The organism is Achromobacter sp. JUb104, from assembly GCF_024806975.1.
In the GTDB taxonomy this organism is placed as follows: Bacteria; Pseudomonadota; Gammaproteobacteria; order Burkholderiales; family Burkholderiaceae_B; genus Achromobacter; species Achromobacter spanius.
This window is the reverse complement of sequence record NZ_JANUEY010000002.1, coordinates 1,508,144-1,524,433: the sequence shown is the minus strand read 5'-3', so window position 1 is coordinate 1,524,433 and position 16,290 is coordinate 1,508,144. Positions and strand designations below refer to the sequence as shown.

Annotated in this window: 12 protein-coding genes; 8 read left to right on the top strand and 4 right to left on the bottom strand. The window is 64.5% G+C overall.

Features of this window, described 5'->3' with window-relative positions; all coding sequences use genetic code 11:
* On the top strand, window positions 1-897 hold the full coding sequence (locus tag M2361_RS18760) for an ABC transporter permease (protein WP_259251143.1): 897 nt from the start codon (window positions 1-3) through the stop codon (window positions 895-897).
* 1 nt (window position 898) lies between these two features.
* Window positions 899-2,551, top strand: a complete 1,653-nt coding sequence (locus M2361_RS18755; protein WP_259251142.1) for an ABC transporter ATP-binding protein — start codon at window positions 899-901, stop codon at window positions 2,549-2,551.
* Between the two features lie 56 nt (window positions 2,552-2,607).
* Here M2361_RS18755 and M2361_RS18750 read toward each other — a convergent pair whose 3' ends face one another.
* Complete coding sequence (locus M2361_RS18750) at window positions 2,608-5,058, bottom strand: penicillin-binding protein 1A (RefSeq protein WP_259251141.1); 2,451 nt, start codon at window positions 5,056-5,058, stop codon at window positions 2,608-2,610.
* Between the two features lie 114 nt (window positions 5,059-5,172).
* Here M2361_RS18750 and M2361_RS18745 point away from each other — a divergent pair, with 114 nt between their 5' ends.
* Genes M2361_RS18745 through M2361_RS18735 form a run of 3 tightly spaced genes read left to right on the top strand, consistent with a single transcriptional unit; the run spans window position 5,173 to window position 8,039 of the window.
* The gene (locus M2361_RS18745; RefSeq protein WP_100853772.1) at window positions 5,173-5,814 is read left to right on the top strand and encodes a shikimate kinase; all 642 of its coding nucleotides are present in this window, start codon (window positions 5,173-5,175) and stop codon (window positions 5,812-5,814) included.
* A complete protein-coding gene (gene aroB, locus M2361_RS18740) occupies window positions 5,811-6,887 on the top strand; it encodes a 3-dehydroquinate synthase (RefSeq protein WP_259251140.1) in 1,077 nt (358 codons plus the stop codon). Before M2361_RS18745 ends, aroB begins: the two co-directional genes overlap by 4 nt.
* 24 nt (window positions 6,888-6,911) lie before the next feature.
* On the top strand, window positions 6,912-8,039 hold the full coding sequence (locus M2361_RS18735) for a deoxyguanosinetriphosphate triphosphohydrolase (RefSeq protein WP_259251139.1): 1,128 nt from the start codon (window positions 6,912-6,914) through the stop codon (window positions 8,037-8,039).
* 35 nt (window positions 8,040-8,074) lie between these two features.
* Here the strand turns inward: M2361_RS18735 and M2361_RS18730 are convergent, their stop codons facing one another.
* Window positions 8,075-8,737: a glutathione S-transferase family protein gene (locus tag M2361_RS18730; RefSeq protein ID WP_259251138.1), complete on the bottom strand. Its 663-nt coding sequence runs from the start codon at window positions 8,735-8,737 to the stop codon at window positions 8,075-8,077.
* 34 nt (window positions 8,738-8,771) lie between these two features.
* Complete coding sequence (gene uvrA, locus M2361_RS18725; RefSeq protein ID WP_404976394.1) at window positions 8,772-11,627, bottom strand: excinuclease ABC subunit UvrA; 2,856 nt, start codon at window positions 11,625-11,627, stop codon at window positions 8,772-8,774.
* Window positions 11,628-11,822: 195 nt separating this feature from the next.
* Here uvrA and M2361_RS18720 point away from each other — a divergent pair, with 195 nt between their 5' ends.
* Window positions 11,823-13,007: an MFS transporter gene (locus tag M2361_RS18720; protein WP_259251137.1), complete on the top strand. Its 1,185-nt coding sequence runs from the start codon at window positions 11,823-11,825 to the stop codon at window positions 13,005-13,007.
* 400 nt (window positions 13,008-13,407) lie between these two features.
* Entirely contained in the window at window positions 13,408-13,932 is a 525-nt protein-coding gene (gene ssb, locus M2361_RS18715; protein ID WP_259251136.1) for a single-stranded DNA-binding protein, read from the top strand.
* A 112-nt stretch (window positions 13,933-14,044) separates the two neighbouring features.
* On the opposite strand, the gene M2361_RS18710 is transcribed toward ssb, so the two are convergent.
* A complete protein-coding gene (locus M2361_RS18710) occupies window positions 14,045-14,944 on the bottom strand; it encodes a LysR family transcriptional regulator (RefSeq protein WP_259251135.1) in 900 nt (299 codons plus the stop codon).
* 114 nt (window positions 14,945-15,058) lie between these two features.
* On the opposite strand from M2361_RS18710, the gene M2361_RS18705 reads away from it, so the two are divergent.
* Window positions 15,059-16,225: a mandelate racemase/muconate lactonizing enzyme family protein gene (locus M2361_RS18705; RefSeq protein WP_050448316.1), complete on the top strand. Its 1,167-nt coding sequence runs from the start codon at window positions 15,059-15,061 to the stop codon at window positions 16,223-16,225.
* The last annotated feature ends 65 nt before the right edge of the window (window positions 16,226-16,290 follow it).

The window sequence follows — 16,290 nt, the reverse complement described above, 5'->3', positions numbered from 1 at the left end:
ATGTCCACTTCCATACACTCGATAGCGGGTGGGGCCGGCCTCGCGCCCGCCATCCGCAAACGGCCCAGGTCGGCGCTGGTTCGCACGCTGTCCACATGGCCGGTCATGGCTGCGCTGGTGATGCTTGCAATCATCGTGCTGGCCGCCATCTCGGCCAACCTGCTGGGCCTGGCCGACCCGATGGCCATCAATCCCATGCAGCGGCTGAAGGGCTTTTCCACCGAGCATTGGTTCGGCACTGACGCCTACGGCCGCGACGTGCTGTCGCGCGTGGTTCACGGCGCGCGCATCTCACTGATGATCGGGGCGGGCACCGCCGTCGCCGCGCTGATACCCGGGCTGCTGCTGGGCGTGATCGCCGGCTACTTTCGCGCGGCGGACATGGTCATCATGCGCGTGATGGACGGCATCATGTCCGTGCCCAGCATCCTGCTGGCCATCGCGCTGGTCGCCGTGACCGGCGCCAGCATGCTGACGGTGCTGATCGCCATTGCCGTGCCCGAGTTTCCGCGCGTGGTGCGCCTGGTGCGCGGGCTGATCCTGAGCCTGCGCGACGAGCCGTATGTGGAAGCCGCCATCTCGCTGGGCACACCCACGCATGTGCTGATGATGCGCCATCTGGTGCCCAACACGGTGGCGCCGTTGATCGTGCAGGGCACCTTCATCTTTGCGTCCGCCATGCTGTCCGAGGCGGTCATGAGCTTCCTGGGCGTGGGCATGCCGCCCGAGTTCCCGTCCTGGGGCAACGTCATTGCCGAGGGCCGCATGTACTTCCAGATCAAGCCCGGGCTGATCCTGCTGCCCGGTCTTTTCCTGGCGCTGACTGTGCTCAGCGTGAACATGCTGGGCGACGCCATGCGCGACGCGCTGGATCCCAAGATGGCGCGGAGGGTCTGACATGAACGATTCCACAATGCCCGTCCTGCAAGTGCAGAACCTGTCGGTGGCGCTGGTGGGTGCGCCCGAGGATGAGCCGCGCCACGTGGTCGAAGGCATCAGCTTCGACATACACGCCGGTGAAACCTTGTGCGTGGTCGGGGAATCCGGATCGGGCAAGTCCGTCACGTCGTTTTCAGTGATGGGCCTGCTGGCGCCCGACGCGCTGCGGCCCAGCGCGGGCCGCATCCTGCTTGATGGCGAAGACGTGTTGGCGTGTACGCCCGAGCGCCTGCGCGAGTTGCGCGCTACCCGCATGTCCATGGTTTTCCAGGAACCCATGACGGCGCTCAATCCGGTGCGCACGGTGGGCTGGCAGATCGACGAGGTGTTGCGCACCCACAGCGGCATGGATGCTGCCGCCCGCAAGCGCAAGATCCTGGACATGCTGGAGTCGGTGCGGCTGCCGGACGTAGAGCGCATCTACCAGTCCTATCCGCATCAGTTGTCTGGCGGCCAGCGCCAGCGCATCGTCATCTGCATGGCGTTGATCCTGAACCCCAAGCTGCTCATCGCCGACGAGCCCACCACGGCGCTGGACGTGACGACCCAGAAGCAGATTCTGGCGTTGATCCTGGAGCTGCAGAAATCGCACAACACGGCGGTGCTGTTCATCACGCACGACTTCGGTGTGGTGGCGGAGATTGCCGACCGCATCGCCGTGATGAACCGGGGAAGGCTGGTAGAAGTGGGCACCCGCGACGAGATCCTGGCGCGCCCGAAAGAGGCCTACACCCGCATGCTGGTGTCATCGGTGCCGGGCCTTGCGCCGGCCGCGCGGCAGGCGCCCGAAGGCGAGCCCGTGCTGGTCGTGCAGGGTCTGCACAAAACCTACAACGAGCGCGGCTTCTTCAAGGCGAAGCGGACGGTGCACGCCGTGCGTGACGTCAGCTTCACGCTGCGCAAGAAAGAGATCGTGGGCATCGTGGGTGAGTCGGGTTCGGGCAAGTCCACCCTGGCGCGCTGCATTGCGCGCTTGATCGATCCCAGTTCAGGCAGCGTGCGCCTGGACGGGACCGAGATCGCCACGGCCGGCAAACGGGAATTTCATCCCGTGCGCAAACGCATCCAGGTCGTGTTCCAGGACCCGTACCGGTCGTTGAATGCGCGCATCCGCGTGGGGGATTCGATTGTCGAGGGCATGCGCAATTTTGGTGTGCCGCAGGACGAAGCCCGGGCGCGGGCGATCGAGCTATTGGATATCGTCGGGTTGGGGGCGGACACCATGGACCGCTATCCGCATCAGTTCTCGGGCGGGCAGCGCCAGCGCATCTGCATCGCGCGCGCCCTCGCCCTGCGGCCCGACATCCTGATCGCCGACGAAGCTGTATCCGCGCTGGATGTGTCGGTGCAGGCGCAGGTGCTGGAACTGATTGAGGACATCCGCGCCCGCACGGATACGGCGGTGCTGTTCATCACCCACGACCTGCGGGTCGCGGCGCAGATCTGCAATTCCATCGTCGTGATGAAATCCGGGCAGATCGTCGAGGCGGGGGAGGCGGTCGCGGTGCTGACCCGGCCGCAGGACGGCTACACGCGGCAACTGCTGGAGGCCGCGCCGGGCAGGCAGTGGGACTTCAAGCGGTTCCGGCCGGCCGACGTGGTGTTGCAGTAAAAGCGGGAAGCGACCGGCAGTAAAAAGGGCGGCCTATTCAGGCCGCCCTTTTTTCGTCAGAACGGGATCTTCTGTGACCAGGGCGCGGTGTTTTGCGTGCCCACGCCCGGTGCAACCTTGATCTGCGTGTCCGGGTTGCTGCTGCCGCTGCCCAGACCGTTCAGGAATTCACCCAGCGTATCGGCCTCGGCCAGCCCCAGGCGGGCGACGGCTTGGCCAGGGGGGAATTCCGAGAAGTAGAACTCGCCGTTTTCCACGATCAGGCCGTCGGGGCGGGGGCGCGGCTTTTCTTCCGGCACGCCCTTCAAGACGTCCTGCATGTAATCGACCCAGATCGGCATGGCGACGCCGCCGCCCGTTTCACGCGAGCCCAGCGACTTGGGCTGGTCAAAGCCCAGCCACGACGTTGCCACCAGGTTCGGGGTGTAGCCCGAGAACCAGGCGTCCACGGACTCGTTGGTCGTACCCGTCTTGCCGGCGATGTCGTTGCGCTTGAGCAGCGCCCGCGCGCGGGCCGCGGTGCCGTAAGTGGCCACGCCGCGCAGGATGTCGTCCATGACCCAGGCGGTGCGCGGGTCGATGGCGCGGGCCGCCGCGTCGCCGGCCACGACGGGCCGGGACTGCATGATGACCTTGCCGCTGCTGTCGGTGACGCGGTCGATCAGGTAGGGCGTGACGCGGTAACCGCCGTTGGCGAACACCGAGAACGCGCCCGCCAGTTGCAGCGGCGTCACGGAACCCGCGCCAAGCGCCAGCGGCAGCACGGGCGGCTGGCGCGCCTTGTCGAAGCCGAAACGGGTCAGATAGTCTTGCGCGTACTGCGGGCCGATGGCCTGCAGGATGCGGATCGACACCATGTTCTTCGACTTGTACAGGCCTTGGCGCAAGGTCAGCATGGGCTCGTACTGGTTGCCGTAGTTCTTGGGATTCCAGGCCTTGGAGCCGGTTTGCGCCGCGGTCAGTTCAAACGGCTGGTCGGAAATCTGCGTGGCCGGGGTCAGGCCGCGCTCAAGCGAGGCGGCGTAGATGAACGGCTTGATGTTCGAACCCGGCTGGCGCCAGGCTTGCGTCACGCGGTTGAAGTTGCCGCGATAAAAATCGAAGCCGCCCACCATGGCGCGGATGGCGCCGTCTTGCGGGGTCAGGGCCACGAACGCCGCCTGCACCGACGGCAGGTTGATGATTTCCCAGTGGTCGCCGAACTTGCGGATGTAGACCACCGACCCGCGCTTGATGCGCTGGTCCGGCTTGGCCTTGTCGTTCAGCGCGCGCGCCACGACGGCCAACACTTTTTTGTCCGTGATGGTGATGATTTCGCGCGAGCTGCGCGCCAGCTTCACTTCGGTGGGGCTGGCCGACAGCACCAGGGCGGTGAGCAGGTCGCCGCTGTCGCTGAATTTGTCGAACACGCCGTCCAGGAATTCATCCAGCGCGGCCGGGTTGCTTTCGGTGCCCGGCGGCAGGTCCAGTTGTTCTTCGGGGCCGGGGTAGGGCGCGCGGCGGGTGTATTCCAGCACGCCTTCCCGCACGGCGCGATAGGCCGCTTCCTGGTCCTTGGACTGCACCGTGGTGTAGATGTTGATGCCGCGCGAGTAGACGTTGTCTTGGTAGACGTTGTAGAGCAGTTGGCGCGCGAGTTCGGCCACGTATTCGCCGTGGATGGCATAACCGCCTGCCGGCGTGCCTTCCGCCGATTTCATGACGATGGGCTGTGCCATCGCCTGCTTGTATTCGGGTTCGGTCAGGTAGCCCAGCGAAAGCATGCGGCCCAGCACGTAGCGCTGGCGCAGTTCGGCACGGGGGCGGTTCGAAATCGGGTTGAAGCGCGAGGGCGCCTTCGGAATGCCGGCCAGCATGGCGGCTTCGGCCGGCGTGACTTCCGACAGCGGCTTGCCGAAGTAGGCGCGCGACGCGGCCGCGAAGCCGTAGGCGCGGTGGCCCAGGTAGATCTGGTTCATGTAGAGCTCAAGGATCTGGTCCTTGGTGAGCTCGGATTCAATCTTGAACGTCAGCAGCAGTTCGTAGAACTTGCGCGAATAGGTCTTTTCCGACGACAGGTAGAAGTTACGCGCCACCTGCATCGTGATCGTGCTGGCGCCCTGCGTCTTCGACATGTTGATCACGTTGGTCAGGCCCGCCCGCACCACGCCCATCCAGTCGATCCCGCCGTGCTGGTAGAAGCGGTCATCCTCGGCCGCCAGCACCGCCGACTTCATGACGTCGGGAATTTCATTGAAGCGCAGCACGTTGCGGCGTTCTTCGCCGAACTCGCCGATCAGGACGCGGTCCGCCGTGTAGACGCGCAGCGGCACCCGGGGGCGGTAGTCCGTCATGGCGTTCAGGTTTGGCAGGTTGGGCCAAGCCAGCGCCAGCGCCATTCCGGCCAGCAATACGCCGCACAGGAACAGGCCGACACAGAAGATGCCGGTTTTTACGAAAAATCGCAGGATCGGGGAGCCGCTCTTGGCGGGCTTGTCTTTCTTGGAGGAATTCTGGGGCTTGCTCATCGCGGCGATTTTACGGGTAACTCCGGCCCCATCTCAGCGAGAGGGACCGGTTTCTGTAACAAGATTGTTCTGTGTGGTGCGCGGGCAACTGGCGGCAGATGTGATAATGCCGACATGAACTTTTCCGCTCACTCATGTCCGGAAGCTGACCCGGACCCAGCGCCCACTGGCGAGGCGCCTGAAAACGTGCCGTGCGCCGTCGAATGCACAGGCAAGGCTGTGCCGTTGCCGCACGATCTGCCCGTCTTCCTGGTCGGGATGATGGGCGCGGGCAAGACCACCATAGGCCGTAGTCTGGCGCGTGCGTTGGGGCGCGAGTTTATGGATCTGGATCATGAGCTCGAGGCGCGTTGCGGCGTTCGGGTGCCGGTTATCTTCGAAATCGAGGGCGAAGCCGGTTTTCGTCGCCGAGAGTCCGCCGCCTTGGAGGAGTGTACCCAACGGCGCAACATAATTCTTGCCACCGGCGGCGGCGCGATCCTGGCGGCCGAAAATCGCCAACGGCTGCACGAGCGCGGAATTGTCATCTATTTAAGGGCCAGCGTGGATGAATTGTTCCGCCGGACCTGCCGCGACCGCAATCGGCCTTTGCTGGCCACGGCGGACCCCCGCGGCACCCTGCGGGACCTGATGACCTTGCGGGAACCCCTCTATAAAGAAGTCGCCGACCTGGTCGTGGAGACGGGCGCGACGCCCATCCACACCCTGGTCAAGGCGCTGCTGCCGCAATTACAAGCCTTTGAGAAGCGCATATGAACGTTGTTGACGTCGACACCCCGGGCGGAAGCTATCCGATCCATATCGGCCCCGGCCGCATCGATGCCCTGGACCAATGCATTCCCGCCGACGCCACCGCGATTGCGGTCGTGACCAACCCCACCGTGGCGGCGCTCTACGGCGAACGCGCCGAGGCGGCGCTGGCGCGCACCGGCAAGCGGGTGTTGCGCATCGAGCTGCCGGACGGCGAAGCCTACAAAGACTGGCAGTCGCTGAACCTGATCTTCGACGCCTTGCTAACCCACCGCCTGGACCGCCGTTGCGTCCTGGTGGCCTTGGGCGGCGGCGTCATCGGCGACATGACGGGCTTTGCCGCCGCCGTCTACATGCGCGGCGTGCGCTTTCTGCAGGTGCCCACCACCCTGCTGGCGCAGGTGGATTCGTCGGTGGGCGGCAAGACCGCCGTCAACCATCCGCTGGGCAAGAACATGATTGGGGCGTTCTACCAGCCGGTGGCGGTCGAGATCGATACCGATGTGCTGAATACGCTGCCCGCGCGGGAAGTGTCGGCGGGGCTGGCCGAAGTCATCAAGTACGGCTTGATTCTGGACCCGGATTTCTGGACCTGGTGCGAAGAGAATGCGCAAAAATTGCGCGCCTTGGACCCACAGGCCGTCGCCCATGCCATCCGCCGTTCGTGCGAATTGAAGGCGCAGGTGGTGGGCAAGGACGAGCGCGAGTCCGGCTTGCGCGCCATCCTGAACCTGGGCCACACCTTCGGCCACGCCATTGAATCCGGCTTGGGCTATGGCGCCTGGCTGCACGGCGAGGCCGTCGGTTGCGGCATGGTGCAGGCGGCGGAATTATCCGCCGACGTGGCGGGCTTTGACCGGGCCGATGTCGAGCGCGTGCGCGCGCTGGTGGCCGCCATTGGCTGCCCCGTTGTGGCGCCTGACCTGGGCGCGGACCGCTGGCTGGACTTGATGCAGGTCGACAAGAAAACGGAAGGCGGGTCCATCCGCTACGTGCTCATGCCGCGCATTGGCGAAGCCTTCATGCGCGCGGCCCCCGACGACGCGGTGCGCGCCGTCTTGTCCCGAACCACCCAGTAACCGCGATTGGAGACGGTGTTGCAGATGAATGAACTGGCTTCTTACGCATCCGACCCGTCTCAATCGCGTGGTCGGAAAACGGCAGAGCCGCCGCCCGAGAACCGGACCGAGTTTCAGCGCGACCGCGACCGCATCGTGCATTCCGGCGCGTTTCGCCGGCTGGAATACAAGACGCAGGTCTTCGTCAACCATGAAGGCGATCTCTTTCGCACCCGCCTGACGCATAGCCTGGAAGTGGCGCAGATTGCGCGCACGCTGGCCCGCAGCCTGAAGCTGTCGGAAGACCTGACCGAAGCCATCTCGCTGGCGCACGACCTGGGCCATACGCCCTTCGGCCATGCGGGGCAGGACGAGCTGAACGCCTGCATGCGCGAACTGGCACCCGAGGCGGGCGGTTTCGAGCACAACCTGCAAAGCCTGCGCGTGGTGGACGAGCTTGAAGAGCGCTATGCGGACTTCAATGGCCTGAACCTGTGCTTTGAAACGCGCGAAGGCATCCTCAAGCATTGCTCGGCCGCGCACGCGCGCCAGTTGGGCGATGTGGGCGAACGTTTCCTGAACCGCACGCAGCCGTCGCTGGAAGCGCAACTGGCCAACCTTGCCGATGAAGTTGCCTACAACAACCACGATATCGACGACGGCCTGCGTTCCGGGCTGATCACGCTTGAGCAACTGCAAGACGTGTCGATCTTCGAACGGCATCACGCCTATGTGCTGGACCGCTATCCGGGCCTGGCGCCGCGCCGTGCCGTGGCGGAGACCATCCGCCGCATGATCAACACGCTGATCGTCGACCTGACGCAAACCTCGCTGGCCCGTATCCGCGACGCGGCGCCGGCCAGTGTGGACGACGTGCGCCGGTCACCGCCGCTGGCGGGGTTCTCGGACGACATCCGGCGCGAGGCCGATGCCTTGAAGAAGTTCTTGTTCGACAACCTGTATCGGCACTACCAGGTGCTGCGCATGACGGCCAAGGCGCGCCGCATCGTGCGCGAACTGTTCGCGGCGTTTCTTGATGACCCGCGCTTGCTGCCGCCCGACTACCGGCGTCCGTCGTTCAACGAGCAGGCGCGCGCCATTGCCGATTACATCGCCGGCATGACCGACCGCTACGCCATCCGCGAACACAAGCGCCTGTTCGAAATGGGCTGACGCGGCCGGGTTGGCCAGCCGCGCGCCTTGCCCGCTTAGCGGTGCTTTCGATAGGGTTCGTCTTCGGGCACGAACGTGGCTTCAGCGCGCGCATCGCGCATCCAATCCTGCATGGCCGGCAGCGCCAGCACCGCATCCATGTAGTCGCGCACGGCGCCCGCAGCAGCGATGCCGTAGGTGGTGAAGCGCGACACCACCGGCGCAAAGAATGCGTCGGCAATCGAGAATGCACCGAACAGGAACGGGCCGCCCTGGCCGAATTCAGCACGGGTGTCGTGCCAGATGGCTTGCAGGCGCGAGATATCCTGTTGCGCGGCCTCGGGCAGTTTGATGCCCGGCAGATGCGCTTCGATATTCATCGGCAGAGCATTGCGCAGGGCGCCAAAGCCGCTGTGCATTTGCGCCACCAATGAACGCGCGCGGGCGCGGGCCTTTGCGTCCTTCGGCCATAGGCCGGCTTCCAGGTGTTGCTCGGCCACGTATTCACAAATGGCCAGCGAATCCCACACGGCGAAGTCGCCGTCCAGCAAGACCGGCACCAGCCCGGCGGGCGACACCGCACCCACCTTGCGCGAAAACTCTTCCGTGAAGAACCCGAGCTTTTGCTCGGTGAAGGCGATGCCCGTGGCACGCAGCGCCAGCCACGGCCGCAAGGACCACGAAGAGTAATTCTTGTTGCCGATGATCAGGGTGTACATGGCGCGGTTCCTTGCGGGGTGTTGATAAGTCGTTCTACCTGCTTGCGTTACGCCGCAGCAGCTTGCCCAGGTATTGCCCGGTATGGCTGGCCTGCGTGTTCGCGACATCTTCCGGCGTGCCTTGCGCCACCACGTAGCCGCCGCCATCGCCACCTTCCGGACCCATGTCGATCAGCCAGTCCGCCGTTTTGATGACGTCCAGGTTGTGTTCGATGATGAGCACGGTGTTGCCGCTGTCGACCAACTGGTTCAGCACTTGCAGCAGCAATTCAATATCGCGGAAATGCAGGCCGGTGGTGGGTTCGTCCAGGATGTACAGCGTGCGTCCGGTGCTGCGGCGCGACAGTTCCAGCGACAGCTTCACGCGCTGCGCTTCACCGCCCGACAGCGTGGTCGCGCTTTGGCCCAGGCGGATGTAAGACAGTCCAACATCAATCAGCGTGTGCAGCTTGCGCGAGATGGCCGGCACGGATTCGAAGTAGTCCAGCGCCTGCTCAACCGTCAGGTCCAGCACTTCGCTGATGTTGCGGCCCCGGTAGCGGATTTCCAACGTTTCGCGGTTGTAGCGCTTGCCGTGGCACACGTCGCAGGGCACGTACATGTCGGGCAGAAAGTGCATTTCCACCTTGACCACGCCGTCGCCCTGGCAGGCTTCGCAGCGCCCGCCCTTCACGTTGAAGCTGAATCGGCCGGGGTCGTAGCCGCGAGTGCGCGCCTCGGGCACGCCCGCGAAAAGCTCGCGGATGGGCGTGAACAGGCCGGTATACGTAGCAGGGTTGCTGCGCGGCGTGCGGCCAATGGGGCTTTGGTCCACGCTGATGATCTTGTCGAAATTCTCCAGCCCCTGCATCGACACGTAGGGGGCGGGTTCGCTTTGCGCGTGATGCAGTTGGCGCGACACGGCGACCGCCAGCGTGTCGTTGATCAGCGTGGATTTGCCTGAACCCGATACGCCCGTGACGCACACCAGGCGGCCGGCGGGCACGCGCAGTTCGACGTCTTTCAGGTTGTTGCCGCTGGCGCCGCTCAGGGTCAGCCAGGGCAGTTCGTCGTTGACCGGGCGGCGCGGGGGAATCGCGATCTCGCGCGCGCCGCTCAGGTACTGGCCGGTCAGCGAGTTCGGATCGCGCTGCACGGTTTCCGGGTCGCCCTGCGACACCACTTCGCCGCCATGCTCGCCCGCGCCCGGACCCATGTCGACCACCCAGTCCGCCATGCGGATCATGTCTTCGTCGTGCTCGACCACGATGACGCTGTTGCCGAGGTCTCGCAGGTGCTGCAAGGTGCCGATCAGCCGATCGTTATCGCGCTGATGCAGACCGATAGAGGGTTCATCCAGCACATACATCACGCCCGTCAGGCCCGAGCCGATCTGGCTGGCCAGCCGGATGCGCTGGGCCTCGCCGCCTGAAATGGTGTCGGCGCTGCGGTCCAGCGACAGGTAATTCAACCCGACGTTGTTCAGGAAGCTGAGCCGCGCCTCGATCTCGCGCACGATGCGCTGTGCAATTTCCTGCTTGGCCCCGGTCAGGCTCAGGTCGCGGAACCAGGCCAGGCAGCCGGACAGCGGCATGGCCTCGACTTCATAGATGGCTTGGCCGTGGCGTTCGCCGCCGCGCGGATCGTGGCCGATCAGCACGTTGCGGGCCTCGGGGCGCAGGCGCGAACCCGCGCAGTCGGGGCAGGTCTTGATATTGCGGTACTTGCCCAGCTCTTCGCGCACCGTCGCCGAATCCGTTTCGCGCCAGCGGCGCTCCAGGTTCGGGATGACGCCCTCGAAGGTATGCCGCTTGACTGTGCTGCGGCCTTTTTCATTCAGGTAGAGAAACGAAATCTCTTCTTCGCCGGACCCGTACAGCACCTTGTCGCGCAGCGCTTCGGGCAGGTCTTCAAACGGGGCTTCGATATCGAATTCGTAATGCGCCGCCAGGCTGGCCAACAGCGAATGCGTGAAAGCGTTGCGGCGGTCCCAGCCACGGATCGCGCCAGCGGCCAGGCTCAGCTCAGGAAACGCCACGACCCGCTTGGGGTCGAAAAAGCCCACCTGGCCGATGCCGTCGCAACTGGGGCAGGCACCCATCGGGTTGTTGAAGCTGAACAGGCGCGGTTCCAGCTCGGGCAGGCTGTGGCTGCACACCGGGCAGGCGTAGCGGCTGGAGAATACCTGTTCGTGCTCGCTGTCCATGTCCAGCGCCAGCGCGCGTCCGTCGGCCAATTGCAACGCGGTTTCGAAGCTTTCCGCCAGGCGCTGCTTGCTTTCCGCCTTGATGCGCAGCCGGTCGATGACGACATCGATGTCGTGCTTTTCGGTTTTCTTCAACGGCGCCATGCCGTCGATTTCCACCAACTGCCCGTCCACGCGCAGGCGCACATAGCCTTGCGCTTGCAGGCTGGCGCATTCGTCCTCGAAGCTGCCTTTCTTGCCGCGCGCAATGGGCGCCAGCACGGCCAGCCGCGTTTCGGGCGTCCAACCCAGCACCGCGTCCACCATCTGGCTGACGGACTGCGCCTGTAGCGGCAGGCCGTGCTCGGGACAGTAGGGCGTGCCCACCCGCGCATACAGCAGGCGCAGGTAGTCGTGGATCTCGGTGATGGTGCCGACGGTGGAACGCGGGTTGTGGCCGGCGGCTTTCTGCTCGATGGAGATGGCCGGCGACAGGCCTTCGATCAGGTCGACGTCCGGCTTGTCCATCAGTTGGAGAAATTGGCGGGCATACGCGGACAGGCTTTCCACATAACGTCGTTGGCCCTCCGCGTACAGCGTATCGAACGCCAGCGAAGATTTGCCAGAACCGGACAAGCCGGTGACGACCACCAGTTTGTGGCGCGGCAGGTCCAGCGAAACGTTCTTGAGGTTGTGGGTGCGAGCACCCCGTATGCGTATTGTCACGTCGATCGGGTGTCCATCAGGCTCTTTTAAGCGGTTTCAAAGGCCAACTTGTTACTATAGCGCGCCGAGTCCCCCCGCGTTCAAGGCAGTCCGTGATTTGGACTGAATGGGCTCCGGCGCCGCACCGCCAGATCAGACTGTGAGCGTGTGACATCCACGCGCGCGCACCGCCCTTGTCATTGTTGAATTTTCCGCATGCCGGCAGACATCAAACTGAAATTGACCCCTTCCGAGCGCCGCGCCAGCGTGGCTTTGGCCGGCCTGTTCGCCGCGCGGATGTTGGGGCTGTTCCTGTTGCTGCCGGTGTTTGCCGTGGCGGCGGCCGGCATGCCGGGCGGAGACGACCCCGCCCGCGTCGGCCTGGCGCTAGGCATGTATGGCCTGACCCAGGCGTTCATGCAGATTCCCTTCGGCCTGGCGTCCGACCGCTGGGGCCGCCGCCCCGTCGTGCTGTTCGGCCTGCTGCTGTTCGTGGCCGGCAGCATCGTCTGTGCGCAGGCGACCGATGTGTACTGGATCACCATCGGCCGCGCCATCCAGGGGGCGGGCGCCATCTCGGCCGCCGTCACCGCCTGGCTGGCAGACGCCACCCGCGACGAAGTCCGCACCCGCGCCATGGCGATGGTGGGCGCGTCGATTGGCCTGTCTTTCGCGGTGTCCTTGGTGCTGTCGCCCGTGCTGGTGGGCTGGTGGGGCTTGTCCGGCCTGTTCTGGACCATTGCCTGCCTGGGCGTGATCTGCCTGGCCGTGGCGCGTTTCGTCGTGCCCGTGGTGCCGCGCACCCAGGCCCGCACCATGCAAGCCGCCCGGCCGATGGAAGTGTTGACCCACCGCGACCTGCTGCGCTTGAACTTCGGCGTGTTCGTGCTGCATTTGATCCAGGTGTCGATGTTTGTCGTGGTGCCGGCCCTGCTGGCCAAGGTGGGGGGCCTGGACGCGCGCGAGCTGTGGAAGGTTTATCTGCCCGTCATCCTGGTGTCGTTCGTGCTGATGGTGCCCGTGGTGTTCGTGGCGGAAAAGCGCCGCGCCCATCGAGGCGCCTTGCGCGCCGCCGTGGCGGGCCTGGTGCTGGTGTGCGCGTTGATGCCGGCGGCCAGCCATGGTTTCTACACGCTGGCCATCGCGCTGACGGGCTTCTTCGTGGCCTTCAACGTGCTGGAAGCCCTGCAACCGTCGCTGGTGTCGCGCGTGGCGCCGCAGGCTTACAAGGGCTTGGCGCTGGGCTTCTACAACACGGCGCAGGCGGCGGGTCTGTTCATGGGCGGCGCCTTAGGGGGCTGGCTGGCAGCGCATTCAGGCGCCAGCGCGGTGTTCATCGGCGCGGCTATTTTGTCGGCGGTGTGGCTGGCGGTGACCTGGGCGTTGCGGCCGCTGGCATAAGGGCGGCTGAGGTGGGCGTGGGGCCGCTGGCTAAGGGCGGTGCGGCCCGTTGCAGGGCTGTGGATCGGGCTCTAGATCGAGCTGGTTATGCGTCCCCGAATTCATCCGAAACGTCCCTGATCGCGCTGTGAATGGCCGCCAACAGCCCTTAAATCGATTCCCTGGGTGGATCGCTTTGTCACGAATCGCGTTTGGCGTGCCGAGTGCTTTTCGTCGATAATACGTACCAAATTAGGGCTTCACGGAAGTAGGGGTCATCAGGATCCCAGGCGTCGCCGGTCATTGTCATGATGACCGGCGTGTTTCATGAAGCCGGTCTTCAACATCGCTTTTTATGTTGTTGCCGGCGCGCTCGCGGCAACGCACAGGCGCAGGCTGTCAACAACTGAGGGACATCGGCATGGCATCGGTTAACAAAGTCATTCTCGTGGGCAACCTGGGTCGCGACCCGGAAGTCCGCTACAGCCCGGAAGGGGCTGCAATCTGCAACATGTCCATCGCCACCACCTCCACCTGGAAGGACAAGGCATCGGGCGAGCGCCGCGAAGAAACCGAATGGCACCGCGTCGTCATGTACAACCGCCTGGCTGAAATCGCCGGCGAATACCTGAAGAAAGGCCGTTCGGTCTACATCGAAGGCCGCCTGAAGACGCGCAAGTGGCAAGACAAGGACACCGGCGCTGACCGTTACAGCACCGAAGTGGTGGCTGACCAGATGCAGATGCTGGGCGGCCGCGAAGACGGCGGTGGCGGTGGCGCCAGCTACGGTGGTGGCGGTGGCTACGATGACGCCCCGTCGCGCCCGCAACAACAACGCGCCGCTCCGGCGCAACGCCCGGCCCCGCAACAGCGCCCGGCGCCTGCTGCGGCCCCGGCCAGCAGCGGTGCGAATTTGGCGGATATGGACGACGATATTCCGTTCTGATTCCGGCTATTGCACGGTTTCAATACATGCCCTCGCAATGCGGGGGCATTTTTTTTGAAAGCCGGATCAACATGAATAATGAATAGTGGCGCGTGGCCGTGCGATGGGCACGTCACACCGACCGCTGGAACACCTCAACCAGATAATCAATAAACGCCCTGGCCCGGGCGGTTTGATTTCTGCGTTGGGGGTAATACACAAAGAGGTCCGCGGATGGCAGCGTGAAGTCGGGTAATACCACCCGCAGCCGTCCGCTTTGCAAATACTTGGCCAGATCCCATTCCGAGCGGATCAATATGCCATGGCCGTCCAGCGCCCAGCCCAGCACGATATCTCCGTCATTGCTGGACAAGGCCCCATCCACCTTGATTGCCACGCTTTCCCCATCGCGGGTGAATCGCCACACGCCGTGCGCCTCATCGTTTTGCGTATGCAGGATGCAGCGGTGTGACGCAAGATCGGCCAGCGTGGCGGGTGTGCCGTGTTTATCCAGGTAGCGCGGCGCCGCGCACAGGAAGCGACGGTTGGACATGACGCGCCGCGCGCTCAGGCGCCTGTCGGGTAGTTCGCCGAAGCGGATAGCCAGGTCGAACCCGCTTTCCACCAGGTCCACCGGGCGGTCGGTGACTTCCAGTTGGACTTGGACCTCGGGATAGCGCTTGGCGAAGTCCGAGACCAGCGGGGCGATGGTGGTGCGGCCGAACCCCAGGGTGGCGTTCACTTTCAGCGCGCCGCGCGGGGTGGCGCCGCTGCTGGAGACGGCGTCTTCCATGTCGCGCAGGTCTTCGAGGATCTTGGTGGCGTGCGACAGATACGTCTCGCCTTCGCTCGTGAGGCTCAGGGTGCGCGTGCTGCGGTTTACCAGGCGCACGCCCAGGCGCCGCTCCATCAGCGCCAGGCGCTTGGTGGCGGCGGGCGGCGTCAGGTTGAGTTCGCGCGCGGCGGCGGACAGGCTACCCAGCCGGGCCAGATGGATGAAGAACTCCAGTTCGGACGCGATGTCGGTTTTCACTGAAAGTAAATAATCAAATGAATAATGGTGAATCTTAGTGCGGGTATTCGCCTCTACGCTAGGGGTTCCCATTTGCACCAACGCCGCGAACTGGCGGCGCATCAGGAGACACCCATGAGAATCGTCGAGATCCGCGAACAGACGCTGCCCATCAGCTCGCCCATCCGCAACGCCTATATCGATTTCAGCAAGATGACGCTGAGCCTGGTTGCCGTGATCACCGACGTGATCCGCGACGGCAAGCCGGTGGTGGGCTACGGCTTCAATTCGAATGGCCGATATGGCCAGGGCAAGTTGATGCGCGAACGCTTCATTCCGCGCGTCATGGAGGCGGATCCGGAATCGCTGGTGGACGCGACGGGCAAGAACCTGGACCCGCACAAGATCTGGAACGCCATGTTTACGAACGAGAAGCCGGGCGGCCATGGCGAGCGCTCGGTGGCGATCGGCACCATCGACATGGCGGTGTGGGATGCGGTCGCAAAGATCGAGGGCAAGCCGCTGTTCCAGTTGCTGGCCGACCGCTACGGCAACGGCCAGGCCGACCGCCGCGTGTTCGTCTACGCGGCGGGTGGGTATTACTACCCTGGGCAAGACCACGGCAAGCTCAAGGACGAAATGCGTAGCTACATTGATCGCGGCTACACGGTCGTGAAGAAGAAGATTGGCGGGGCGTCGCTGGATGAGGACTTGCGCCGCATCGATTCCATCTTGAGCGTGCTGCAAGACGGGCAGAAGCTGGCGGTGGATGCGAACGGCCGCTTTGATCTGGACACCGCCATCCAGTACGCCAAGGCGCTGTCGCAGTACGACCTGTTCTGGTACGAAGAGGCGGGCGACCCGCTGGATTACGAATTGCAGGCCACGCTGCGCAACTACTACGCCAACCCCATGGCGACGGGCGAGAACCTGTTTTCGATGCAGGACGCGCGCAACCTGATCCGCCATGGCGGCATGCGTCCGGACCGTGATTGGCTGCAATTTGATTGCGCGCTGAGCTACGGGCTGGTGGAGTATCTGCGCACGCTGGACATGCTGAAGCAGCACGGCTGGTCGGCCAGCCGTTGCATTCCGCACGGCGGCCACCAGATGTCCTTGAACATTGCGGCAGGCTTGGGGCTGGGCGGCAACGAAAGCTACCCGGACCTGTTCCAGCCCTTCGGCGGGTTTCCCGATGGCGTGAAAGTGGATGGTGGCTACGTCACGATGCCGGAGCTGCCCGGCATCGGATTTGAAGGCAAGTCGGACCTGATCACCGTCATGCGGCAATTGTCGGCGTAGGCGGCAGCCGCCCCGCACGGGGTTTGCCGGCGAATCACCGGCGAACCCTCAGCGGGTCATCCTGA

Coding starts and splice junctions, on each gene's coding strand:
- M2361_RS18760 (WP_259251143.1), top strand. CDS start 1: ATGTCCACTTCCATACACTCGATAGCGGGTGGGGCCGGCCTCGCGCCC.
- M2361_RS18755 (WP_259251142.1), top strand. CDS start 899: ATGAACGATTCCACAATGCCCGTCCTGCAAGTGCAGAACCTGTCGGTG.
- M2361_RS18750 (WP_259251141.1), bottom strand. CDS start 5,058: ATGAGCAAGCCCCAGAATTCCTCCAAGAAAGACAAGCCCGCCAAGAGC.
- M2361_RS18745 (WP_100853772.1), top strand. CDS start 5,173: ATGAACTTTTCCGCTCACTCATGTCCGGAAGCTGACCCGGACCCAGCG.
- aroB (WP_259251140.1), top strand. CDS start 5,811: ATGAACGTTGTTGACGTCGACACCCCGGGCGGAAGCTATCCGATCCAT.
- M2361_RS18735 (WP_259251139.1), top strand. CDS start 6,912: ATGAATGAACTGGCTTCTTACGCATCCGACCCGTCTCAATCGCGTGGT.
- M2361_RS18730 (WP_259251138.1), bottom strand. CDS start 8,737: ATGTACACCCTGATCATCGGCAACAAGAATTACTCTTCGTGGTCCTTG.
- M2361_RS18720 (WP_259251137.1), top strand. CDS start 11,823: ATGCCGGCAGACATCAAACTGAAATTGACCCCTTCCGAGCGCCGCGCC.
- ssb (WP_259251136.1), top strand. CDS start 13,408: ATGGCATCGGTTAACAAAGTCATTCTCGTGGGCAACCTGGGTCGCGAC.
- M2361_RS18705 (WP_050448316.1), top strand. CDS start 15,059: ATGAGAATCGTCGAGATCCGCGAACAGACGCTGCCCATCAGCTCGCCC.